Source organism: Nonomuraea sp. NPDC003214, assembly GCF_053590035.1.
In genome coordinates, this window is sequence record NZ_JBSFSX010000008.1 from 466166 (window position 1) to 488711 (window position 22546).

The 22546-nt window shown below is 69.5% G+C and carries 23 protein-coding genes and 1 tRNA gene; 9 read left to right on the forward strand and 15 right to left on the reverse strand.

Going from position 1 to position 22546, the window contains the following annotated elements:
- Positions 1 to 78: 78 nt before the first annotated feature.
- The 6 genes from rsmG to rpmH form a co-directional block, all read right to left on the reverse strand.
- Positions 79 to 750, reverse strand: coding sequence for a 16S rRNA (guanine(527)-N(7))-methyltransferase RsmG (rsmG, locus tag ACWDXC_RS27290; protein WP_219504370.1), 672 nt, complete (start codon positions 748 to 750; stop codon positions 79 to 81).
- A gap of 195 nt (positions 751 to 945) precedes the next feature.
- Positions 946 to 1434 carry a Jag family protein gene (locus ACWDXC_RS27295; protein ID WP_219504368.1) on the reverse strand — a complete coding sequence of 163 codons (489 nt, stop codon included), beginning with the start codon at positions 1432 to 1434 and terminating at the stop codon, positions 946 to 948.
- A gap of 20 nt (positions 1435 to 1454) precedes the next feature.
- Entirely contained in the window at positions 1455 to 2402 is a 948-nt protein-coding gene (gene yidC / locus ACWDXC_RS27300; RefSeq protein ID WP_449986440.1) for a membrane protein insertase YidC, read from the reverse strand.
- Between the two features lie 4 nt (positions 2403 to 2406).
- The gene (gene yidD / locus ACWDXC_RS27305) at positions 2407 to 2685 is read right to left on the reverse strand and encodes a membrane protein insertion efficiency factor YidD (protein ID WP_219504364.1); all 279 of its coding nucleotides are present in this window, start codon (positions 2683 to 2685) and stop codon (positions 2407 to 2409) included.
- Entirely contained in the window at positions 2682 to 3044 is a 363-nt protein-coding gene (rnpA, locus tag ACWDXC_RS27310; protein ID WP_219504361.1) for a ribonuclease P protein component, read from the reverse strand. The genes yidD and rnpA overlap by 4 nt, the downstream gene beginning before the upstream one ends.
- Before the next feature lie 62 nt (positions 3045 to 3106).
- Positions 3107 to 3244, reverse strand: coding sequence for a 50S ribosomal protein L34 (rpmH, locus tag ACWDXC_RS27315; protein WP_043614899.1), 138 nt, complete (start codon positions 3242 to 3244; stop codon positions 3107 to 3109).
- Between the two features lie 476 nt (positions 3245 to 3720).
- On the opposite strand from rpmH, the gene dnaA reads away from it, so the two are divergent.
- The 9 genes from dnaA to ACWDXC_RS27360 all read left to right on the forward strand — a co-directional run bounded on the left by dnaA (position 3721) and on the right by ACWDXC_RS27360 (position 15498).
- On the forward strand, positions 3721 to 5292 hold the full coding sequence (gene dnaA, locus ACWDXC_RS27320; protein WP_219504358.1) for a chromosomal replication initiator protein DnaA: 1572 nt from the start codon (positions 3721 to 3723) through the stop codon (positions 5290 to 5292).
- A gap of 524 nt (positions 5293 to 5816) precedes the next feature.
- Positions 5817 to 6956 carry a DNA polymerase III subunit beta gene (gene dnaN, locus ACWDXC_RS27325; protein WP_449986443.1) on the forward strand — a complete coding sequence of 380 codons (1140 nt, stop codon included), beginning with the start codon at positions 5817 to 5819 and terminating at the stop codon, positions 6954 to 6956.
- A gap of 49 nt (positions 6957 to 7005) precedes the next feature.
- Complete coding sequence (gene gnd, locus ACWDXC_RS27330; RefSeq protein WP_219504353.1) at positions 7006 to 7947, forward strand: phosphogluconate dehydrogenase (NAD(+)-dependent, decarboxylating); 942 nt, start codon at positions 7006 to 7008, stop codon at positions 7945 to 7947.
- 78 nt (positions 7948 to 8025) lie between these two features.
- The gene (gene recF, locus ACWDXC_RS27335; RefSeq protein WP_449986445.1) at positions 8026 to 9258 is read left to right on the forward strand and encodes a DNA replication/repair protein RecF; all 1233 of its coding nucleotides are present in this window, start codon (positions 8026 to 8028) and stop codon (positions 9256 to 9258) included.
- Positions 9248 to 9748: a DUF721 domain-containing protein gene (locus tag ACWDXC_RS27340; RefSeq protein ID WP_231618619.1), complete on the forward strand. Its 501-nt coding sequence runs from the start codon at positions 9248 to 9250 to the stop codon at positions 9746 to 9748. The genes recF and ACWDXC_RS27340 overlap by 11 nt, the downstream gene beginning before the upstream one ends.
- 320 nt (positions 9749 to 10068) lie before the next feature.
- A complete protein-coding gene (gene gyrB, locus ACWDXC_RS27345) occupies positions 10069 to 11991 on the forward strand; it encodes a DNA topoisomerase (ATP-hydrolyzing) subunit B (RefSeq protein WP_372455353.1) in 1923 nt (640 codons plus the stop codon).
- A 21-nt stretch (positions 11992 to 12012) separates the two neighbouring features.
- A complete protein-coding gene (gene gyrA, locus ACWDXC_RS27350; RefSeq protein WP_449986446.1) occupies positions 12013 to 14526 on the forward strand; it encodes a DNA gyrase subunit A in 2514 nt (837 codons plus the stop codon).
- A 3-nt stretch (positions 14527 to 14529) separates the two neighbouring features.
- A complete protein-coding gene (locus tag ACWDXC_RS27355) occupies positions 14530 to 15300 on the forward strand; it encodes a DUF3566 domain-containing protein (protein ID WP_449986448.1) in 771 nt (256 codons plus the stop codon).
- Positions 15301 to 15424: 124 nt separating this feature from the next.
- Positions 15425 to 15498 (forward strand) — tRNA-Ile (locus ACWDXC_RS27360).
- A 72-nt stretch (positions 15499 to 15570) separates the two neighbouring features.
- Here ACWDXC_RS27360 and ACWDXC_RS27365 read toward each other — a convergent pair.
- From ACWDXC_RS27365 to ACWDXC_RS27405, 9 genes are all read right to left on the reverse strand, one after another.
- Positions 15571 to 17133: an oleate hydratase gene (locus ACWDXC_RS27365; RefSeq protein WP_449986450.1), complete on the reverse strand. Its 1563-nt coding sequence runs from the start codon at positions 17131 to 17133 to the stop codon at positions 15571 to 15573.
- 105 nt (positions 17134 to 17238) lie between these two features.
- Complete coding sequence (locus ACWDXC_RS27370; RefSeq protein WP_449986452.1) at positions 17239 to 17676, reverse strand: GNAT family N-acetyltransferase; 438 nt, start codon at positions 17674 to 17676, stop codon at positions 17239 to 17241.
- On the reverse strand, positions 17673 to 17900 hold the full coding sequence (locus tag ACWDXC_RS27375) for a hypothetical protein (RefSeq protein ID WP_449986453.1): 228 nt from the start codon (positions 17898 to 17900) through the stop codon (positions 17673 to 17675). The genes ACWDXC_RS27370 and ACWDXC_RS27375 overlap by 4 nt, the downstream gene beginning before the upstream one ends.
- Before the next feature lie 168 nt (positions 17901 to 18068).
- On the reverse strand, positions 18069 to 18461 hold the full coding sequence (locus ACWDXC_RS27380; protein ID WP_219504333.1) for a hypothetical protein: 393 nt from the start codon (positions 18459 to 18461) through the stop codon (positions 18069 to 18071).
- A 62-nt stretch (positions 18462 to 18523) separates the two neighbouring features.
- Positions 18524 to 18958: a protein-tyrosine phosphatase family protein gene (locus ACWDXC_RS27385; protein ID WP_449986454.1), complete on the reverse strand. Its 435-nt coding sequence runs from the start codon at positions 18956 to 18958 to the stop codon at positions 18524 to 18526.
- Positions 18955 to 19503 carry a CGNR zinc finger domain-containing protein gene (locus tag ACWDXC_RS27390; RefSeq protein ID WP_449986456.1) on the reverse strand — a complete coding sequence of 183 codons (549 nt, stop codon included), beginning with the start codon at positions 19501 to 19503 and terminating at the stop codon, positions 18955 to 18957. Before ACWDXC_RS27390 ends, ACWDXC_RS27385 begins: the two co-directional genes overlap by 4 nt.
- A gap of 40 nt (positions 19504 to 19543) precedes the next feature.
- Positions 19544 to 20620 (reverse strand): LacI family DNA-binding transcriptional regulator, encoded by a 1077-nt coding sequence (locus ACWDXC_RS27395; RefSeq protein ID WP_357582875.1) that lies wholly within the window; start codon positions 20618 to 20620, stop codon positions 19544 to 19546.
- A 12-nt stretch (positions 20621 to 20632) separates the two neighbouring features.
- Entirely contained in the window at positions 20633 to 21481 is an 849-nt protein-coding gene (locus tag ACWDXC_RS27400; RefSeq protein WP_449986458.1) for a PfkB family carbohydrate kinase, read from the reverse strand.
- The gene (locus tag ACWDXC_RS27405; protein ID WP_219504325.1) at positions 21481 to 22482 is read right to left on the reverse strand and encodes an SIS domain-containing protein; all 1002 of its coding nucleotides are present in this window, start codon (positions 22480 to 22482) and stop codon (positions 21481 to 21483) included. The genes ACWDXC_RS27400 and ACWDXC_RS27405 overlap by 1 nt, the downstream gene beginning before the upstream one ends.
- Positions 22483 to 22546: the final 64 nt, after the last annotated feature.

The following is a 22546-nucleotide window of genomic DNA, read 5'->3' on the forward strand; positions in this document are numbered from 1 at the left end:
GCCAGCCGACCCCTCGGGGGCTCTCGGACAGACGGCTGTCCGGCCAGCCAAGACCGCTCTGAGCGACCGGCACGACCGTCACCTCCTTCGTCGCCGCCTGCTGTGCTCCGGCTGGCGACCCGCTATCACCCGAACCAATGTTGCAGGCGGCTCGACCTTACCGTGCCCGACGGTCACAAGCTCGGCCGTTGTCGCCCCGCTGGCGCGCAATTGCGGCTCCGCCTCGGCGAGTTCTTCGGCGGCGCGCTCCCCCTTCATGGCGATGAGCTCGCCGCCCTCGCGCAGCAGGGGCATGGCCCACTTCAGGAGCCGGTCGAGCGGCGCCACGGCGCGGGCGCTGGCCACGTCGAAAACGCGCTTGCCCGCCAGCTCTTCGGCCCGGCCGCGCAGCACCTCGACGTTGTCCAGCTTGAGGGTCTCGACGCACTCCTGGAGAAAGACGGTGCGGCGCAGCAGCGGTTCGAGAAGGGTGACCGTGATGTCCTGCCGGACGATCGCCAGCACGAGCCCCGGCAGTCCGGCGCCCGAGCCGATGTCGACCAGGCGCACGTCCGGCGGGATGGCCTCGGCGACGACGGCGCAGTTGAGCAGGTGGCGGTCCCAGATGCGCGGGATCTCGCGGGGACCGAGCAGCCCGCGTACGACGCCGGGGCCGGCCAGCAGCTCCGCGAACGCCTCCGCCCGGTCCCAGGCGTCGCCGGTGAAGACGTCCCGCGCGATGTCCGGCGGGGGCGGCAGCTCGTCGCTCACTGCTGTGATGGCCCTTTCGTAAGGATTCGGGATGCTCCCCCCAGGCTAGGCGGGAGATCGCACTGTCGAAGACTAGCGGGATGCCCTGAACGGAGCCTTGGAGCGCGCCGCCTCACGGGCATCGAAAAGGTGTTCTAAACGCGAACGGCCGCCAGGCGCACGAGGCGGCTGGCGGCCGAGCGGGTCGTGGGCCGGTCAGGCGGGCAGGACCACCACGTAACGGTTGGGCTCCTCACCCTCGGACTCGCTGCGGAGCCCGGCGGCGGCCACCGCGTCGTGGACGATCTTGCGCTCGAACGGCGTCATCGGCTGCAGCGGCTTGGGCTCGCCCCGGTCCTTGACCTGGTTGGCCATCTCGGTGCCGAGCTTGGTGAGCTCGGCCCGGCGCCGCTCGCGGTAGCCGCCGACGTCGAGCATCAGGCGGGACCGCTCCCCCGTCTGGCGGTGGACGGCCAGCCGCGTCAGCTCCTGGAGCGCTTCCAGCACCTCGCCGGAGGGGCCGATCAACTCGGTGCCCTTGAGCCCGACGACGGAGACCATCGCGCGGTCGCCCTCGACGTCCATGTCGATGTCACCGTCGATGTCGGCGATGTCGAGGAGGCCTTCGACGTAGTCAGCCGCGATCTCGCCCTCCTGCTCGAGCGCGCTGATGTCAGGAGCCTTCTCCTGCTCGGCCTCGGTCATGGCCGGCCTCTCCTTCGTAATCACGACTTCTTGCTGCCGGTGCGCTTGCTACGGGACTGGCGGCTGGGCTGGTTCCTGACGATCTTAGGCGCAGGAGGCGGAGGTGGGGGCTCCTCTTCGGGAGTCTTGCGAAGCTTGGCCATGAGGCCGGGCTTCGTCTTGACCGGGATCACGTTGCCCTTGGCGTCGAACTGGGGCATCGGGTTGCGGCTGTAGAACCAGTGCTGCTGACCGAGCGTCCACACGTTGGTGGTCACCCAGTACATGATCAGACCGAGCGGGAAGTTCAGGCTGAAGAAGGCGAACAGCGGCGAGATGTACATGAGCAGCTTCTGCTGCTGCGCCATGGGGTTGTCGGGCATCTGCGCCATGGACCGGGTGACGCTCTGCCGGACGGTGAGGAACGTGGTCAGCGAGCTGACGGCCACGAAGATGCCCAGGACGATCTTCGTCTGGAGCGGCACGGCGTCGAGCGCGATGATGTCCTGGTCGGACATGAAGAAGGTGGCCGGCACCGGCGCGCCGAACACGTGCGCGGCCCGGGCGCTGGCGACGAGCTCCGGCGACATCCCGTACACCGCGCGGCCGTTGGCCATGGCCTGCAGCACGGTGAACATCGAGATGAAGATGGGGAACTGGGCCAGGATGGGCAGACAGCCGCCGAGCGGGTTGGCCCCGGCGCCCTGGTAGAGCGCCATGACCTCCTGGTTCATGCGCTGCTTGTCGTTCTTGTAGCGCTTGCGCAGCTCCGCCACCTTGGGGGCGAGCTCCTGCATCTTCTTGGAGGACCGCATCTGCTTGAGGAAGAGCGGGAAGATGAGGATCCGCATGAGCACGGTGAGCGTGACGATGGTCAGCAACCACGTCAGGCCGCTATCCGGGTTCAGGAAGGTGCTGTAACCCGTATGGATCCAGGTGATGACGAAGGCTACGGCTTCATAGAGCCAGCTCAGCCAGGACAGCTCCACCGAGCTATCTCCCTTGCGTTTCGTGGGACCGAACCGGGCGTGGGGGCACCGGGTCTATACCTCCGGGATGGAATGGGTGGCACCGCCCGATGCGCCGGACAGTCAACCATGTGCCGCGCAATGCTCCGTGAACGGCTATCGCCTCGAGCCCGTACGCGCTGCAGGACGGGTAGAAACGGCAGCGTGGACCGAGCATCGGGCTGATGAACGCCCGGTAGAACCGAATGGGCACGAGCAGCACCCGAGCGGGGAGGCTCGCTGTCCCTAGCGGTTGCTCCGTCATCTCCGTCCATCCGTCGAGGACTCGCGCCGCCTGAGCAAACGGTCGAGCGCGAGGTCGAGCTCGGCGGCTAGGTGCTCGGATCGCGCTGACGCGGCCGGGGGGTTGGCGCGTACCACAAGCAGGCTACCTCTCGGAAGCCGGTGGAGACGGTCTCGCATCAGGTGTCGAAGCCGACGCTTGACCTTGTTGCGGACGACCGCGCCTCCGACGGCCCGGCTCACTACAAAACCCACCAGAGGTGTCCCTTCCCCTGAAATGGTGAGATGCACCACCAGGGTGGGGCGACCCGCGCGTTTACCGCGCTTGATGGCCGCCTTGAACTCCTCCCCGCGCCGCATGCGGGACTGTCGGGAAAGCACCGTATACGCCTATCGCCCGCCGGCGGAGTGCACCGGCGGGCGGACGATCACGCGCAGGACGGTCAGGCCGACAGCTTCTCGCGACCCTTGCGGCGGCGAGCGGCGAGGATGGCGCGACCGGCCCGGGTGCGCATCCGCAGCCGGAAGCCGTGGGTCTTCGCGCGGCGACGGTTGTTCGGCTGGAAAGTACGCTTGCTCACGAGTGGGCTCCAGGCTTGAAGGTGCGCACGAGGCGCTGAACACACATGGCTGGCCTGCCGAGTTAGCGAGGCACGCGAAATAGCCGTCGCGCGACAGACCGACCTCCGTACGGTACGGGGCGGAGCGGCCCAGGTCAAACCGGAACTGGTTATCCACGTATCCACAGGCGACTTTTCCACCGCCCCCGGGACGTCCACAGTATGTGCACCCAGGCACCGCTAGGCTGTGGACAACGTCTTGAACACAGCTGTGCACGAAGATACTGTCGGGCCTTTCGGAGCCACTTCAGGCTGTGCACAACCTGTGGATCACCTGTGGAGATCCTGGGCATCCAGCCCGGGCGCGGCGCTGTGGACGACAGGGGCCGGCCGCCGCCGCGGCGAGTCCCCGATGTGGATAAACACGCGTGTGGACGGCCACGCGGGTGGATGAACGATCGCGGGGGGCCGCGACAGGGAGGAGGGGGAGCCGCACCATGAACGGTGTCGACCTCGACACGGTATGGAAGAGGGCGCTGGGCAACTTTCTCAATGAGAACGTGCCGGTCCAGCAGCGCACGTGGCTCTCCATGGTCCGCCCGATCGCCCTGGCGGACGACACGATCGTGCTGGGCGTCCCCAACGACTTCCTGAAGGACCTCATCGAGGGCAAGCTGCGGCCGCTCGTGGCGCACGCGCTCTCCCAGGAGCTCGGCCGGGCGATGCGGCTGGCCGTGATGATCGACACGACGGCTCCCGAGCAGCCGATGCAGGACCTTCATCCACAGCCTGTGGTTCAGAATTATCCCCAGAGCCCGGACCCCCAGCCGCGCTATCCCCAGGGGCCGTCGTCCCAGCACTACCAGGCTTCCGAGCCTCCGCAGTTCTATTCTCCACAGCCCGAGCCGGCGCAGTCGTCCACCGAATATCCACAGCCTGCCTTCACTTTTGAACAGGCACAGCCCGCTGTGCAAAAGGCGCCGGAGCCCACCCAGAACAGATGGGAGGCCAAGAGCAACAAGCCCAGCGAACCGGCCAGACTCAACCAAAAGTACACATTCGAGACATTCGTCATCGGCGCCAGCAACCGTTTCGCCCACGCCGCGGCCGTGGCCGTCGCCGAATCCCCCGCGAAGGCGTACAACCCGCTCTTCATTTACGGCGACTCGGGGCTGGGGAAGACCCACCTGCTGCACGCGATCGGGCATTACGCGCAGAGCCTGTACGACGGCGCGCGGGTGAGATACGTGAGCTCCGAGGAGTTCACCAACGACTTCATCAACAGCATCCGCGACCACAAGGCCGACGGCTTCCGCGGACGCTACCGGGCGATCGACATCCTGTTGGTGGACGACATCCAGTTCCTGGAGGGCAAGGAGCAGACGCAGGAGGAGTTCTTCCACACCTTCAACACGCTGCACAACGCCAACAAGCAGATCGTCATCTCCAGCGACCGGGCGCCCAAGCAGCTCATCACGCTGGAGGACCGGCTGCGCAACCGGTTCGAGTGGGGCCTGATCACCGACGTCCAGCCGCCCGAGCTGGAGACGCGGATCGCCATCCTGAGGAAGAAGGCCATACAGGAGGGCCTGGCCGCGCCGCCCGAGGTGCTCGAGTACATCGCCAGCCGGATCTCCACCAACATCCGTGAGCTGGAGGGCGCGCTGATCAGGGTCACCGCGTTCGCCAGCCTCAACAGGCAGGGCGTCGACCTCCAGCTCGCCGAGGTCGTGCTGAAGGACCTGATCACCTCCGACTCCGGGCCGGAGATCACGGTCGCCACGATCATGGCGAAGACCGCCGAGTACTTCGGCATCAGCATCGACGACCTGTGCGGCAGCTCGCGCAGCAGGGCGCTGGTGAACGCCCGGCAGATCGCCATGTACCTGATCCGGGAGCTGACGGAGCTGTCGCTGCCCAAGATCGGCCAGCAGTTCGGCGGCCGTGACCACACCACCGTGATGCACGCCGAGCGCAAGATCCGGTCGCTCATCGCGGAGCGAAGGTCGATGTACAACCAGGTCAACGAGCTGACAATGCGTATCAAGCAGACATCGCCCGGGGCCTAGTTGTTATGCACAGCCTGTGGAAAACACTGTGGATCTGGGAAAACGTCGGAAGAGGCCCGTCGTACGCCCCATATTGCCCAGAAAAATTCCGCACAACGGCTGGGGATAACCCTGGGGACATCCTGAGGACAACTTGGGGACAACATGTGGATGACCTGTGGACGCCCTGTGCACAGTCGATCTGGGGCTCCAAAAGAGGGGTCTCTACCCCGTGGATAACCTGTGGAAACCTCGTGGATAACCGGTGGATGAAGGCACCAAGATCTGGGGACGGCCTGTGGGCGAAGAATCCCCGTCCACAGCCGCGAAAGTTACCCCCAGGCGTCACCCACAGCCCCGGTGGATGAAAACAGGGGCGCTGAGCAGGGAAGACGCGGGTTATCCACACTATCCACCGCCCCTAGTGTGATGACTTCACTTATCTCTTAAGAAGAAACTCAAGACCCATAGAGGGGTTCTCCCGGATCTCAGGTGCGGGAGACGAGACACTCAAGATTCATCGACGACCCAGGAGGCTGATCACCGTGATGTTCCGAATCGAGCGAGACGTCCTCGCTGAGGCGGTGGCATGGACGGCACGCAGCCTTCCCGCACGGCCGTCGGTCCCCGTCCTCGCCGGCATGCGCCTCGAGGTCACCGAGGAACAGAAGCTCAAACTGTCCGGCTTCGACTACGAGGTCTCCGCCGAGGTCACGCTGGAGCTCCACACCGGTGAGCCCGGCGTGGTCCTGGTCTCCGGCAAGCTGCTCGCCGAGATCACCCGCGCGCTTCCCGCACAGCCTGTGGATTTCGTCGTCGACGGCGCCAAGGCGGTCGTCACGTGCGGCAGCGCCCGCTTCACCCTGCTCACCATGCCTGTGGAGGACTACCCGTCGCTTCCGGCCATGCCGCCCGCCGCCGGCCGTGTCGGCAGCGACGTGTTCGCCTCCGCCGTCAGCCAGGTCGCCGTCGCCGCCGGTCGTGACGACACGCTGCCCATGCTCACCGGAGTGCGGATGGAGATCGAGGGCGACACGGTCACCCTGGCCGCCACCGACCGCTACAGGCTGGCCGTGCGCGAGCTCAAGTGGCAGCCGGGCCAGCCCGACTTCTCGGCCATCGCGATGATCCCCGGCAAGACGCTCGCCGACATCGCCAAGGCGCTCGGCGGCACCGGCGCCGAGGTCGAGGTCGCGCTCAGCTCCGCCGGAGGCACCGGCGAAGGCATGATCGGCTTCTCCAGCGCCGGCCGCCGCACCACCACGCGCCTGCTCGACCCCGAGTTCCCCAAGTACCGCTCGCTGCTGCCGACCGAGTTCTCCGCCCGCGCCGACCTGTCCACAGGCCCGTTCGTCGAGGCGGTCAAGCGCGTTGCCCTGGTGGCCGAGCGCAACACCCCGGTGCGGCTGGCGTTCAGGAGCGGCGAGGTCGTCCTGGAGGCGGGCAGCGGCGACGAGGCGCAGGCCGTCGAGGCGCTGCCGGTCGACTACGACGGCGACGAGATGAACATCGCCTTCAACCACCAGTTCCTGCTGGAGGGTCTCGGCGCGATCGACTCCGACATCGCCAGGCTCCAGATGACCACGTCCACCAAGCCCGCTATCCTCACCGGGGGCAAGCCTGTGGAAGGTGACGGGGCCCCCGACTACCGTTACCTGATCATGCCCATCCGCCTGTCAGGCTGAAATCCGCGTCGGGGATGATGGAAGCCTCACAAGGGGGTAGTAGGGCACCATGCAGATCGGCTTGGTTGGACTGGGCAAGATGGGCGGCAACATGGCCGAGCGGCTGCGCCGCGGCGGTCACGACGTCGTCGGCTACGACCGCGATCCCGCGATCAGCGACGTCGGCAGCCTCAAGGAGCTGACCGAGCGGCTCAGCGCCCCCCGGGTCGTCTGGGTCATGGTGCCGGCCGGCAAGCCCACCCAGCAGACCGTGGACGAGCTCGGCGATCTGCTGTCCGAGGGCGACATCGTCATCGACGGCGGCAACTCCCACTACGTCGACGACCAGAAGCACGCCGCCGAGCTGGCCACCCGCGGCATCGGCTTCGTCGACTGCGGCGTGAGCGGCGGCGTGTGGGGCCTGGAGAACGGCTACGCGCTGATGTGCGGCGGCGACAAGGCCCACGTCGAGCGGCTGATGCCGATCTTCGAGACGCTCAAGCCCGAGGGCGAGGACGGCTTCGTCCACGCCGGCGACGTCGGCGCGGGGCACTTCGCGAAGATGGTCCACAACGGCATCGAGTACGGCATGATGCAGGCGTTCGCCGAGGGCTGGGAGCTCCTGGAGGCGTCCGACGTCGTCAAGGACGTCCGTGGCTCCTTCAGCAGCTGGCGCACCGGCACGGTGATCCGCTCGTGGCTGCTCGACCTGCTGGTGCGGGCGCTGGACGACGACGAGAAGCTGGAGCAGCTGCGCGGCTACGCCCAGGACTCCGGCGAGGGCCGCTGGACGGTCCAGGCGGCCGTGGACCACGCGGTCCCGCTGCCCGTGATCACCGCCGCGCTCTACGCCAGGTTCGCCTCCCGCCAGGACGACTCGCCGGCGATGAAGGTGGTGGCGGCGCTGCGCAACCAGTTCGGCGGCCACGCGACCACGGCGGTCGAGGGCTCGACCGAGAAGGGCGCCGACTCGCCCGGCGCCGACGTCACGCCGCCGCGCGAAGCGGAGTGACCCGAAGGTTCCCGGAGTTTTCCACAGGGTGTGCGCCGGTGACCCCAGTGGCCTGTGGGGCGCACTAACCTTCATGGGGTGCACGTCGCCCACCTCTCGCTGACCGACTTCCGGTCCTACGCGTCCGTGGAGCTCGGCCTGGAGCCGGGCGTCACGGCCTTCGTGGGGCCCAACGGCCAGGGCAAGACCAACCTGGTCGAGGCCCTCGGCTATGTCGCGACGCACTCCAGCCACCGGGTCGCCAGTGACGGCCCGCTGGTGCGTCAGGGGGCGAGCCGGGCGATCGTGCGCTGCGCCGTCCACAGGGACGACCGGCGCGCGCTGGTCGAGCTGGAGATCAACCCGGGCCGGGCCAACCGCGCCAGGCTCAACCGCTCCCCCGTGTCCAGGCCGCGCGACGTCATCGGGCTGCTGCGCACGGTGCTGTTCGCGCCCGAGGACCTGGCGCTGGTCAAGGGCGACCCGTCGGAGCGGCGCCGCTTCCTCGACGACCTGCTGGTGTCGCGGGCGCCGCGGTTCGCCGCCGTGCGGGCCGACTACGACCGGGTGCTCAAGCAGCGCGGCGCGTTGCTCCGCACGGCCTCACAGGCCCGCAGAGGGGCCAGGAGCGGCAGGCGGGCCGAGAGTGACACTGGGTTCGCCGCGGCGGGCGCAGGCGACGTCCTGAGCACGCTGGAGGTGTGGGACGCCCACCTCGCCCGGCACGGCGCCGAGCTGTTGCGCGCCCGGCTCGATCTGATCGACGCGCTGCGCCCGCTGGTCGCCGGAGCCTACGCCGCGCTGGCCCCGACGAGCGCCCCCGCGACCCTCGCCTATCGCAGCACGTTGTCCACAGGTGGGGACGGCGGTGAGGACGAAGTCCCCGGTGAGCGCGGATCTTCCGATGCGCAGACGTTATCCACAGACCTGGGGATAACCCTTGAAGAGCGGCTTCGCGAGCGGCTGCTGGAGGTCCGCCAGGCCGAGCTCGAACGCGGCGTCACGCTCATCGGCCCGCACCGCGACGACCTGATCCTCGGCCTCGGCGAGCTGCCCGCGCGCGGCTACGCCAGCCACGGCGAGTCCTGGTCGTTCGCGCTGGCGCTGCGGCTGGCCGCCTACGACCTGCTGCGCGCCGACGGCGGCGATCCGGTGCTGATCCTCGACGACGTCTTCGCCGAGCTCGACTCGCAGCGCCGCCGCCGCCTTGCCGAGATCGTCGCCCCGGCCGAGCAGGTGCTCATCACCGCGGCTGTGGACGACGACGTGCCGGCCGAGCTGGCCGGTGCCCGATTCGACGTCGCCGAGGGGAGCGTACGACGTGTCCGATGACGACAATCCGACGGCCAGGGGCGCCGCGATGGCGCGGGAGAAGCTGGCCCAGGCCAAGGCCGACGCCGCCAGGCGAGGCCAGCTCCCCCGGCGCGAGCCGAGGCGCAAGGCGGCCGGCCCGCGCCGTGAGGGCGGCGACCCGCAGCTGTTCGGGCGGGCGATCCGCGACCTGCTGTCCGACCGGGGCTGGGAGCGCTCGGCGGCGGTCGGCGCGGTGTTCGGGCGGTGGATCGACATCGTCGGCCCCGACCTGGCCGCGCACACCAAGCCCGAGTCGTTCGACGACGGCGAGGTGCTCGTGGTGGCCGATTCCACGGCGTGGGCGACGCAGGTCAGGCTGCTCGCGCGCACCCTCGTACGCAGGCTCAACGAGGAGCTCGGCGACGGCACGGTGACGAAGGTCAAGGTCAGGGGCCCGCAGAACGCGCCGCGACCGGCGGGGGGATTGCGGGTGACCGGAAGCAAGGGCCCCGGCGACACCTACGGTTAGGCGCGGCAGGCGATCAGAGAGCCGCAGAGGCGTTGACCCCCCAACCCGGAGGGGGGATGCTTGAGCGGGGGCAAAACGAGCTAGAGAGCATCACAGGCGCGTTCGTTGCCACCTTCGGCCCTCGGAACCGGTAGAATGAAAGCGGATTCCGGACACGTCCGGTTGCGTGTCACCCCGGCAGCATGCCGACTCCCCTGGGTGACCGCGCACGGGGCACTCACGACGGTGACGGGCACGGCAGGGGCAGCTTTGAGCAAACGCCTCCCCCGCCGCGTGTCCGCGGCAGGAGGATTTCGCAGTTGTCCTACGACGCTAGCTCAATCACCGTACTCGAGGGGCTTGAGGCCGTCCGCAAGCGCCCGGGTATGTATATCGGGTCGACCGGTGAACGCGGCCTGCACCACCTCGTCCAGGAGATCGTCGACAACGCCGTGGACGAGGCCCTCGCCGGCTACGCCGACCGCATCGACGTCACGCTCCTGGCAGACAACGGCGTCCGGGTGGTCGACAACGGCCGGGGCATCCCGACCGGCATCCACCCCGTCGAGAAGCGCTCGGCCGTCGAGGTCGTGCTCACCACGCTGCACGCGGGCGGCAAGTTCGACAGCCAGGCCTACGCCGTCTCCGGCGGCCTGCACGGCGTCGGCTCGGCCGTCGTCAACGCGCTGTCGACGGCCATGGAGGTCGAGGTCAAGCAGAACGGCTACTACTGGCGGCTGTTCCTCGACCACTCCAAGCCGAGGGCGCCGCTGGAGCGGGGTGAGGAGACCGACGAGACCGGCACCACCATCACGTTCTGGCCCGACCCCGAGGTCTTCGAGACCACGACGTGGAACTACGAGACGCTCTCGCGCCGCTTCCAGGAGATGGCCTTCCTCAACAAGGGCCTGACCATCACGATCACGGACGAGCGGCCCGACCACATCAACGGCGAGGTCCACCGCGACGAATACCACTACGAGGGCGGCCTGGCCGACTTCGTCCAGCACCTCAACGCCAAGAAGGAGCCGGCGCACGCGTCGATCGTCGCCTTCGAGGAGGAGGGCGACGGCATCGCGGTGGAGATCGCGCTGCAGTGGAACAACTCCTACTCGGAGTCCGTCTACACCTTCGCCAACACGATCAACACGGTCGAGGGCGGCACCCACGAGGAAGGCTTCCGCGCCGCGCTGACGTCCATCGTCAACCGCTACGCGCGCGAGCAGAAGTTCCTCAAGGAGGGCAAGGACGACAACCTCAGCGGCGAGGACGTCCGCGAGGGCCTGACCGCGATCATCTCGGTCAAGCTGTCCGACCCGCAGTTCGAGGGCCAGACGAAGACCAAGCTGGGCAACACCGAGGCCAAGTCGTTCGTGCAGAAGGCGTGCAACGACCACCTGCGCGACTGGTTCGAGCGCAACCCCGGCGAGGCCAAGGACATCATCAACAAGTCGCTGCAGGCCTCCCGCGCCCGCATGGCGGCGCGTCAGGCCCGTGACCTGACGCGGCGCAAGTCGCTGCTGGAGTCGGGCAGCGGCCTGCCCGGCAAGCTGGCCGACTGCCAGTGGAACGACCCGGAGAAGTGCGAGCTGTTCATCGTCGAGGGCGACTCGGCGGGCGGCTCGGCCAAGGGCGGCCGCGACTCGCGCTTCCAGGCGATCCTGCCCATCCGCGGCAAGATCCTCAACGTCGAGAAGGCGCGGATCGACAAGGTCCTGAAGAACAACGAGGTCCAGGCGCTGATCACGGCGCTCGGCACCGGCGTGCACGACGAGTTCGACATCGCCAAGCTGCGCTACCACAAGGTCATCCTCATGGCCGACGCCGACGTCGACGGCCAGCACATCAACACGCTGCTGCTGACGCTGCTGTTCCGGTTCATGCGGCCGCTGATCGAGGCCGGGCACGTCTACCTGTCCTGCCCGCCGCTCTACAAGATCAAGTGGGACCGCAAGGGCGAGGACGCCTCCTACGCCTACTCCGACGCCGAGCGCGACGCCGTCATCCAGGCGGGCATCGCCGCCGGCAAGCCCGACCCGCGGCCGCGCGACAACGTCCAGCGCTTCAAGGGTCTGGGCGAGATGAACGCCGGCCAGCTCTGGGAGACCACCATGAACCCGGCGACGCGGCTGCTGCGCCTGGTCACGCTCGACGACGCGGCGCAGGCCGACGACCTGTTCAGCGTGCTCATGGGCGAAGACGTGGAGGCCCGGCGCGACTTCATCATCCGCAACGCCCGCGACGTCCGCTTCCTCGACGTCTAGCCACACTAAGGACCTTCACCAGTGACGGAAGTGAACACCACTCCCCCGGCTGACCGCATCGAGCCCGTGGACATCCAGTCCGAGATGCAGCGCAGCTACATGGACTACGCGATGTCCGTCATCGTGTCCAGGGCGCTGCCGGACGTGCGCGACGGGCTCAAGCCGGTGCACCGCCGCGTCCTGTACGCGATGTACGACGGCGGCTACCGGCCGGACCGGGGCTACTTCAAGTGCGCCCGCGTCGTCGGCGACGTCATGGGCACCTACCACCCGCACGGCGACACCTCGATCTACGACGCGCTGGTGCGCCTGGCGCAGCACTGGTCGCTGCGCTACCCGCTGGTCGACGGGCAGGGCAACTTCGGCTCGCCGGGCAACGACCCGGCGGCGGCGATGCGCTACACCGAGTGCAAGCTCGCGCCCATCGCCATGGAGATGCTGCGCGACATCGACAAGGACACCGTCGACTTCCGGCCCAACTACGACGGCAAGTCGCAGGAGCCGGACGTGCTGCCGGCCCGCTTCCCGCAACTGCTCGTCAACGGGTCGGGCGGCATCGCGGTCGGCATGGCCACCAACATCCCGCCGCACAACCTGCGCGAGGTCGCCGCCGCCGTCAAGTGGTGCCTGGAGAACCCGGAGGCGAGCGACGAGGAGCTGCTGGAGGCGTCGATCCGGCTCGTCAAGGGCCCGGACTTCCCCACCAGGGCGCTGATCGTCGGCCGCCGGGGCATCGAGGACGCCTACCGCACCGGCCGGGGCTCGATCACCATGCGGGCCGTGGTCGAGGTCGAGGAGGACGGCAAGGGCCGCCAGGCGCTCGTCGTCACCGAACTGCCCTACCAGGTCAACCCGGACAACCTGGCACTCAAGATCGCCGAGCTGGTCCGCGAGGGCAAGCTCACCGGCATCGCCGACGTGCGTGACGAGAGCTCCTCCCGGGTCGGCCAGCGCCTGGTGATCGTGCTCAAGCGCGACGCCGTGGCCAAGGTCGTGCTCAACAACCTCTACAAGCACACCCAGCTGCAGGACACCTTCGGGGCCAACATGCTGGCGCTGGTCGACGGCGTGCCGCGTACGCTCCGGCTCGACCAGTTCATCCGGCACTACGTGGCCCACCAGATCGAGGTCATCGTCCGCCGGACGCGCTACCTGCTGCGCAAGGCCGAGGAGCGCGCCCACATCCTGCGCGCGCTGCTCAAGGCCCTCGACCGGCTCGACGAGGTCATCGCGCTGATCCGGGCCTCCGAGTCCGCCTCGCACGCGCAGCAGGGCCTGATGGGCCTGCTGGAGATCGACGAGATCCAGGCGCAGGCCATCCTCGACATGCAGCTGCGCAAGCTCGCCGCCCTGGAGCGCCAGGCGATCCAGGACGAGTACGAGAACCTCATGGCGCAGATCGCCGAGTACAACGCGATCCTGGCCAGCGAGGCCCGCCAGCGGGAGATCGTCAACGAGGAGCTGGGCGAGATCGCCGCCAAGTACGGCGACGACCGGCGTACCGAGATCATCGCGCACGACGGCGACATGTCGATCGAGGACCTCATCGCCGAGGAAGAGATCGTCGTCACCATCACCCGCGGCGGCTACGCCAAGCGCACCAAGACCGACCTCTACCGGGCGCAGAAGCGCGGCGGCAAGGGCGTGCGCGGCGCGCAACTGCGCCAGGACGACATCGTCGACCACTTCTTCGTCACCACGACCCACCACTGGCTCCTGTTCTTCACCAACAAGGGCCGCGTCTACCGGGTCAAGGCGTACGAGCTGCCCGACGCCGGGCGTGACGCGCGCGGCATGCACCTGGCCAACCTGCTGGCCATGCAGCCCGACGAGACGGTCATGGAGGTCCTCTACCTGCGTGACTACGACGTGGCCCCCTACCTGGTGCTCGCCACGCGCAGCGGCCTGGTCAAGAAGACCCGCCTGTCCGAGTACGACTCCCCCAGGACCGGCGGCCTCATCGCGATCAACCTGCGCGAGGACGACGAGGTGATCGGGGCCCGGCTCGTCTCCGAGGAGGACGACCTGCTGCTCGTCTCCAAGGGCGCCCAGTCGGTCCGCTTCACCGCCTCGGACGAGGCACTGCGCCCCATGGGCCGCGCGACCAGCGGCGTCATCGGGATGCGGTTCCTGGAAGGCGACGAACTTCTCGCCATGAATCGGATCGGCGACGGTCAAGATGTGCTTATCGCCACCAAGGCTGGGTACGCAAAGCGGACACCAATCGACCATTATCCGGTGCAAGGACGTGGCGGCAAGGGCGTGCTGACTGCGAAGATCGTAAGTGCCCGTGGCAAGCTGGTCGGAGCCGTCATGGTGAACCCCGAGGATGAGGTCTTCGCGATCACATCCGCCGGCGGGGTGATCCGGACGAGCGCCGGAGAGATCAAGCAGTCCGGCCGTCAGACCATGGGAGTGCGATTGATGAACCTCGCCGAAGGCGACAGCGTGGTGGCCCTCGCCCGTAACGCCGAGTCCGTGGTCAACTCCATGGACACTTCGGCGGATACCGAGGCTGACGGGGGAGGAGAGTAAGTCATGAGCGCCCAAGGTGGCCCCGCCAGGACCAAAGCGTCCGGGGAGAACGGCCGGCAACAGCCCAAGAAGTCCTCGGAGCCCGAGATCTTCCAGCAGGTTGACGAGGAGGAAGGCTCCACCAGACCAGCGACCCAGCCCGGCCCCAAGCCGGGGCCGCAGCAGCAGCCGTCCGGACCGCCCGGGCCTTCGGGGCCGTCCGGGCCGCCGGGTGGCCCGCCGGGCCGTCCTGACGGCCCGCCGCCCGCCGGTCGCCCGCCGACCGGGCCGCCGCAGACCGGCGACGGCGCCAACGACACGCTGCGGGTACGCCCGTCGGCGCTGACCACCGAGGCGCCGCCGTCGGTCGAGCTGCCCGGCAAGAAGAAGAAGTCGTCGGGCTCCTCGGCCCGCATGCCGCGCAAGGCCCACCTGGTGCTGCGCCGGATCGAGCCGTGGTCGGCCATGAAGTTCAGCTTCGTGGTCTCCCTGGTCTGCTTCGTGGTGCTGTTCGTCGCGGTGGCCGTGCTCTACGGGGTGCTGTCGGCCCTGGGCGTCTTCGACTCGCTCGTCGACCTGGTCAACCAGCTCGGCCAGGGGGAGCAGGGGCAGAGCGCGATCCCGATCGACATCGCGTCCTGGTTCGAGCCGGTGCGCATCCTCGGCTACACGGCCCTCATCGGCGCCGTGAACGTCGTTCTGATCACCGCCCTGGCGACGCTGGGCGCGGTCATCTACAACGTCGCCTCCGACCTCGTGGGCGGCGTCGAGGTCACCTTCAGCGAGGCCGAGTAGTCCTCTCCGGTCGCTGCTCGCACCGCGGGTGCGGCGCGAGCAGCTTCCGGGAGGCGGTAAGCTTTTCCCGTCCGAACAAACCGGTTCGCCTCTCTCACGAGGATGCGGTACGGTTCGAGTGCGCGGGGCTATAGCTCAGACGGTTAGAGCGCTTCCCTGATAAGGAAGAGGTCCCAGGTTCAAGTCCTGGTAGCCCCACCCAGCTAGAAGGCCCGTCGGAATCATCCGGACGGGCCTTTGTCGTTGTCGGAGCAGGTCGGGCGCCACGGGTCAGCCCAGGGCGGTGCGGAGGGCGGAGGCGGCGATGCGGGGGTCGTTCATGCCGTGGTACATCGGCGGGATCTTCTTCTCGACGCCGTAGTGCCGGTAGACGGCGATCATGGCGGAGCGCACCGAGTATTCCACGGTGAAGACGACGTCCTCGGGGATCTCGACGAACTGGCCGAGGAAGGCGTAGTTCGTGGCGCCCTTGGGAATGACGCGGGGGCGGTCGCCGGGGGCGCGGCGCTGGAACTGGGCGTCGATGTAGGGCATCTGCACGGTCGTGATCTGCGTGGTCTCACGGACGTGGTCGGCGATGTCGTCGAAGCCGAGGTGGCCGAGGAGCTCGTCGAGGATCTCGGCGCCGGTGCAGTCGTCCATGGGCTTGTCCACGTAGTCGCCCGGCACGTCGCCGAACAGCGCGTAGCCCCAGAGGGTGAAGGTGTCGGGGTCCTGGTGGCGGAAGTGCGGCTGGGCCGGGACGACGATCGACAGCAGCCAGCGGGAGTCCTTCCAGGTCATGAGGGCGCCTTCGCCGGGGACGTTGCCGGTGTACTGGGTGATGCGGTCCAGCAGGGCGGGGCTGTGCATGGTGAGGGTGAAGGACTCCCATTTGGTCTCGGGGATGGAGCCGCAGAAGACGGCGGGGCGGCCGAAGTCGGGGGCTTTTCGGGCGATCGACTGCCACAGCCGCCAGGAGCCGTCGCGTTTGTCGCGGATCAGCTCGGGGACGGTGTCGCGGTCGCCGTACGTGGTGTCGGCGGTCATGGAGCCCAGGGTGATGAACACGCGGTCGCCGGGGCCGACGTCGATCGGCCCGGCGCTGGTGTCGAGGGAGGCGAGGGTGCGGCAGGCGGGGTCGGTGAAGTGCGCGTCGTCGACGGTGACGCCGAACTCGGTCGTCACGCCGTGGGTCTCCAGCCGGCGTTGGATCGGCAGGATGACCGAGTCGTACTGGTTGTAGCGGCTTCGTCGTACGCCGGAGAGGGTGTGGATGCGGTCGAATTCCTGGACGAAGGCCAGGAAGTAGCGTTTGAGCTCGATCGCCGAGTGCCAGTTCTGGAAGGCGAACGTCGTACGCCACATGCACCAGAAGTTGCTGTCGAAGAACTCCGGCTGGAAGAAGTCGTCGATGCGGCGGCCGCCGATGACGTGTTCGGGCAGGGCGAGCAGGCGGGTCAGGTCCAGGCGGGCGCGGTTGTCGAGGCCGAGGCGGGAGGCGTCGGGGATGGAGCGGTCGCGCAGGATGATGCGGGCCTTGGCGTTGGTGGGGTGTTCGATGTTGAACGCCTTCATCTCCTGGCGGACGGAGATGGCCGGGTCGTCGAGGGTGGGGATGGTTTCCAGCAGGTTCCACAGGCAGACGTAGTGCTCTTCTTCGAACATGCGGCCGCCGCGCGTGACGTAGCCGCCTTCGGCGGTGGGGGCCTTGGCGCCGTCCATGGAGCCGCCGGTGATGGGGAGCTGTTCGAGGATGCGGATGGAGTCGCCGGGCACGCCGGCGTCCCGGACGAGGAAGGCGGCGGCGGCCAGCCCGGCGATGCCGCCGCCCACGATGTACACCTGCGCCATTGGCTGACCGTCCCCGGATCAGGCGGGGCCGCCCCCGCTTCGGGGAGGATCTTCCCGGTGGGCGGTCGAGTCAGGTCCCGTCGGCGGCCAAACCCCGGCAAACAGCTACGGGGTGACGTAGTGGTGGAGGACGGCGGGCTCGCCGGTGCTGTCGAGCCAGTCGGCGCGGGTGGTGGCGACGCGGCGCCAGCCGGTGCGCTCGTAGAAGGCGATCGCGGCCTGCCCTTCGGCCGAGACCTCCAGCTTCAGCGGCGTCCGTACGGCGGCGCGCACGGTGTCGAGGAGCCGGGCGGCCAGGCCCTGGCCGCGTGCCGCCGGGGTGACGAACAGGCGGGTGATCTCGGCGTCCGCGCCCAGGCCGACGTGCCCGTGCACCGCGCCGCCGGGGTCGACGGCGATCCAGGCGGACGTCAGGCCGGCCGGGGTGAGCCAGGCGCCGGGGTCGTCGGGCCAGTCGACGGGGTAGCGGTCGGCGGCCTGGACCTGGGCGAGCGCCTCGACGCAGGCATCGAGGTCGGCGGGGGTGCGGGGGCAGATCCTCATGCGGGCGGCCGGGGGCCGGCCCGGTCGTGGAAGGCGCGGCGGGCGTCGTCCAGGAGGGCGCCGAGGCGCTCGCCGGTGGCGGTGTTCAGCTCGCCCGTGCCGCCTCGGGCCTCGGGGTCGGCCGACACGGGCTGGGCCCACAGGCTCGCCGGCAGGCAGGCCGGGGGAGGACACTGCGGCGTGTGCGCGCACGGGCTGAGCCCCGGGGAGACATCGCTGGGCACGCGGGGCACCTTCCTGCGAGGACGTGGCGTCGGAGGCGCGGAAAGCCTCCGAGACCTGCATGGGAAAGGTGAGGACGCCGGTGGCTGCAGATCAAGCGTCAGTGTAGAGGGCGATCTTGGAATGCGTCCATGCCGTACATACCGCCCATGCCGCCCACGGGACGGGGCTCAGGCTTCGGCGAGGGCGAGCCGGTCCCGGGCCCAGGCGGCCGCGGCGTCGGGGTCGACGGTGCCGAGGACGGCCAGGCCGCCCGGGCCGGGGTTCTGGACGAGGTCGGCCAGCGAGGGGGTGGCGACGATGCTGGCCATGCCCGCGCACCAGGCGGCGATCTCCTCGGCGTGCTGGGCCCAGAAGCCGTGCAGGATCTCCGTGGCGCCCTTCTCGGGGGCGCTGCGCTCGCGCTGGTCCATCACGATGGCGAACTGCCGGTTCTCGGCTTTGGCGCGGTCGAGGGTGGTGCGCAGGGCGTCGGCCAGTTCGGTGGCGTCCTGGACGGTGAGCCTGCCGTTCTGGCCGGCGTTGACGAGGGGCCAGGCGGTCAGGTCTACGAGGTTGCTCACGTGGTCTCCTACAGCAGAAGGGGCAGGAGATTAGGTTAGGCTTACCTCGTTGATTGTCAACGTCAGCGCGGGAAGCGGGCTATCCAGCGGCGTTGCCACGGCGTCTCGACCGCCCGCCGGTGATGGTGCTCGCGGGTCCAGCGCACGGCCTCGGGCGGGGTGAGGCCGGACAGCACCGCGAGGCAGGCCAGGACGGTGCCGGTGCGGCCGACGCCGCCTCCGCAGGCGACCTCGACGGCCTCGCCCGCGCGGGCCCGGCCGTGCAGGGCGCGGATGTGCTCGACGGCCGCGTCACGGTCGCGCGGCAGCAGGAAGTCGGGCCATTCCAGCCAGTCGTGCGCCCACGTCAGGCCGGCGTCGTGCTCGCGGCGCATCCGGGGCGAGCCCAGGTAGAGGCCGTAGGCGGGCACGGGGCCTGGCGGCAGCGGGTTGCGCAGGCCGCGGCCCCGGACCCAGGAGCCGTCGGGCAGTTGGAACGCCCCTTCCAGCCGGGTCACGAGCCGACTCGCTGACGCTCGCGGTGGTTGGCGACGTTGAGCCGGTTGCCGCACAGCTCGGGCGTGCAGTAGCGGCGTCGCCCGGCCCGGCTGACGTCGGCGAACACGCCCCGGCAGCCCGGTGCGAGGCAGGCGCGGAAGCGCTCGTGGCCCAGGGCCCGCACGACGCCGAGCAGCGCGACGCCGACCACCGTGGCCAGCGTGTCGGCGAGCGAGGCGTCGGGGGCGGTGGGCACGTACCACTGCCAGCGGCCGGCGGGGTCGCGGTCGAGCACGGGGGTGAGGCCGGCGCGGCGGGCCAGCACGGTGGCGCCCATGACCGCGTGCTCCTCGGTCTCGGTCTCCAGGACGCCGCGCGCCTCCCGGCGGAAGAGGTGGATCGCGAACAGGTCGTCACCGGACAGCGGCAGCTCGTGGCGGGCCAGGAACTCGGCCAGCGCCTCCGTGGTGGGCAGGCCCTCGGAGCCCCGTACGGTGGGCGAGGTCGACACGAGGTCGTTGGCCACCGCTGCGCCGTGGGCGTAGTCGGCGATGGGTATCAGCAAGAAACGCCTCCCTGTAACTGTTATAGGGAGACTATAACCCTTACACGGACGCGCGGGCGATCAGCCGAGAGCGCAACGTATGGGTCTCGCGGGCCGGTTCGGCGCCCTCCAGCGCGTCGAGCAGCACCTGGGCGGCCTTGGCCCCCAGCTCGTGCACCGGCTGCTCGATCATCGTCAGCGGTGGCTCCATCACCGCCGCCCACGCGCTGTCGTCGAACCCGACCAGCGCCACGTCACGCGGATAGGCCAGCCCGGCCGCGCGCAGCGCCCGCAGCGCGCCGGTCACCGCGTCGGTCTCCGTGCAGAACAGCGCGGTGGGCCGGTCGGGCATCGCGAGCATCCGGCCGACCTCCTCGGTCGCCTGCTCCTCGGTCTTGCGCCCGACCATCACCAGCTCCGGATCGAACGGGATGCGCGCGTCGTCGAGCGCGTCGAGATAGCCGCGCAGCCGCTCGCCGTCCGTCCACAGGTTGCGCGCGGCCTCGGCCAGCAGCTCGCGCCGGGTGGCGGGCGGCCGGGCCATCGGCGGCCCCCACACGAACCCGATCCGCCGGTGCCCCGCCGCGATGATGGTCTCGACGGCCTCCCGGGCGGCGTCGCGGTTGTCGATGACGACGGTGTCGAGGTCGAGCGCGGCCACCGCGCGGTCGACCAGCACGACCGGCACCCGCTGCGTCGCCGCCCTGATGTGCGCGACCTCGTCCTTGCCGACCGCCGCCGACGACAGGATGACGCCGTCGACCCGCTTGTCGAGCAGCACGTTGACGGCCGCGACCTCCTCTTCGAGCTTCTCGTACGTGCTCAGCACGATCGTGTCGAAGCCCCGGGCCCGCGAGGTGTCGCAGATGCCGCGCACCACGCCGGCGAAGAACGGGTTGCCGATGTCGGCGACGATCACGCCGAGCGTGTGGCTGACCCCGGTCGACATGCTGCGCGCGAGCTTGTTGGCGCGGTAGCCCAGCTTCTCGGCGGCGGCGAGCACCCGCTCGCGCAGCTCGGGGCTGACATATCCATAACCGCCGAGCGTGCGCGCCGCCGTGGCGCGGCCGACGCCGGCCTCGGCGGCCACCTCGGAGATCGTCGGCTGGCCCGCCGCCTGCCCCCGATCAGCAGGCATGGATGCCGTCCCTCATTTCTCGATTCTAGACAAGATCGGCCGCCCGCCGCCGAACGCGCCCTCGACCAGGCACTGCTCGTAGGCGGCCGTCGCGCCGTCGCGCAGCGCCCGCTCCAGCGCCGCCCGCTGCCAGCCGGCGCGCAGCAGCGAGACCGCGAACCCGGCCAGGAACGCGTCGCCGCAGCCCATCGTGTCGACCGGCTCGGCCACGGGCAGCGCCCCGGCCGACACGGTCACCTCGCCGTCGTGCGCGATCGCGCCCTCGACGCCGCGGGTGGCCAGCGCGATCCCGGCGCCGCGCCGTACGACCTCCGCCAGCAGCGCCTCGGTGGCGGGCACGTCCAGGTGGGAGCAGGACAGCAGCACCAGGTCGGCGTGCGGGCAGACCCGGTCCAGGTAGGCGGGGGTGCGGAACTCGTCCTCGCTGGACAGGTCGTAGCTGACCCGGGTGCGCAGCTTGGGCAGCTCGCTCTCGCTGCGCGAGTAGACGCTGGAGTGGACCAGGTCGAAGGAGGAGGCGTACGCGACGAGCCCGGCGTCGAGGACGAGCGGTTCGCGCACGGTGACTCCCCCGCCGTTCCAGCCCAGGAAGACGCGGTCGCCGTCGTCGACCCGCAGGTGTGACACGCCGGTCTCGCCGGGCCGCACCACGCACCGGTCGACGGCGACGCCCTGGGCGGCGATCGACTCGCGCAGGAACGGCCCGAGCTCGTCATCGCCGAACACTCCCAGGTACGCGGCTTCGACGCCGAGGCGGCGGCGGGCGAACACCGCCACGTTCACGCTGTTGCCGCCCGGATAGTCGATGCCGCGGTCGAGGAACCGGTCGACGATGTTGTCGCCGAAGCCGAGCACCTTCATCAGTAGTCCATCACCCGGTAATAGCGGCGCAGGTCGAGCGAATGGTCACGGACCCGCTCCAGGTGCTTGCTGACGCGGCTCAGCACGGTGTCGAGGACGAGCGGCCCGAGCAGGCCGCGGAACTCGGGGCTGATGCCGTCGAGCGGGTAGTCGCGGGTGTCGAAGACGGTGACGTCCTGCGACACGCGGCGGGCGAAGGCGATGGCCCGGTCGGTGAGCGGGCGCGACTCGTCCTCGCCCTGGAAGATCAGCACGCTGGTGCCGGCTTCGAGCAGCTCCAGCGAGCCGTGGAAGAACTCGGCGCTGTGCACGCGGGTGGTGCGCAGCCACTGCATCTCCTCCAGGATGCACATCGAGTACAGGTACGTGAACCCCCACAGGTTCCCGCCGCCGATGAGGAAGTGGTAGTCGGTGTCGCGGTGCGCCTCGGCGAAGGCGGCGGCCACGGGCTCGGCCTGCTTGGCCACCTCGACGAGGACGCGCGGGATGTCGGCCAGCTCGCCGGCGAGCTTGGCGTAGCCGTCGAACTCGCCGCGGCGCTCCAGCAGGCGGCCCATGAACAGCAGCATCTGGAAGTCGAACGGCCACGTCTTCGGCTCGCTGATCAGCGCCTCGTCGACCTGCTGGGCGACGGGGGAGTCGGCGTAGCCGGTGAAGCCGATCGTGCGGGCGCCCTGGGCGCGGCAGAACTCGATGGCCCGCACCACGTCGTCGGTGGTGCCGGTGACCGAGGTGAAGACGGCCACGGTGCGCTCGCCGAGTCTGGCGTCGCCGGTCACGACGAGCTCGGCCGCGATGGCCGAGCGCACGTCCAGCGTCGAGGTGCGCCGGGCCAGGTGCTCGTACGGCCACATCTGGGCGTAGGTGCCGCCGGCGCCGACCAGCAGCAGGTTGTCGAACCCCTCGTCCACCAGCCGATCGACAAGCTCCTCGATCTTGGGGCGCAGGGCCACGGCGCTGGCGGCCTGCTTGACGAATTCCGGCTCATCGAACTTGAGCATGTTGCGCGTCCTTTCAGCCTGATACCGGTATCACGCGGTGGTCACGGTGGCATATCTCGGCGGA

What these genes read in the sequence shown, in the direction of transcription:
- ACWDXC_RS27370 (WP_449986452.1), bottom strand. Translation starts at nt 17,676, where the DNA reads ATGAGGATCTGCCCCCGCACCCCCGCCGACCTCGATGCCTGCGTCGAG.
- ACWDXC_RS27295 (WP_219504368.1), bottom strand. Translation starts at nt 1,434, where the DNA reads ATGACCGAGGCCGAGCAGGAGAAGGCTCCTGACATCAGCGCGCTCGAG.
- ACWDXC_RS27365 (WP_449986450.1), bottom strand. Translation starts at nt 17,133, where the DNA reads ATGGCGCAGGTGTACATCGTGGGCGGCGGCATCGCCGGGCTGGCCGCC.
- ACWDXC_RS27395 (WP_357582875.1), bottom strand. Translation starts at nt 20,620, where the DNA reads ATGCCTGCTGATCGGGGGCAGGCGGCGGGCCAGCCGACGATCTCCGAG.
- gnd (WP_219504353.1), top strand. Translation starts at nt 7,006, where the DNA reads ATGCAGATCGGCTTGGTTGGACTGGGCAAGATGGGCGGCAACATGGCC.
- yidD (WP_219504364.1), bottom strand. Translation starts at nt 2,685, where the DNA reads ATGACGGAGCAACCGCTAGGGACAGCGAGCCTCCCCGCTCGGGTGCTG.
- ACWDXC_RS27405 (WP_219504325.1), bottom strand. Translation starts at nt 22,482, where the DNA reads ATGCTCAAGTTCGATGAGCCGGAATTCGTCAAGCAGGCCGCCAGCGCC.
- ACWDXC_RS27355 (WP_449986448.1), top strand. Translation starts at nt 14,530, where the DNA reads ATGAGCGCCCAAGGTGGCCCCGCCAGGACCAAAGCGTCCGGGGAGAAC.
- dnaA (WP_219504358.1), top strand. Translation starts at nt 3,721, where the DNA reads ATGAACGGTGTCGACCTCGACACGGTATGGAAGAGGGCGCTGGGCAAC.
- ACWDXC_RS27400 (WP_449986458.1), bottom strand. Translation starts at nt 21,481, where the DNA reads ATGAAGGTGCTCGGCTTCGGCGACAACATCGTCGACCGGTTCCTCGAC.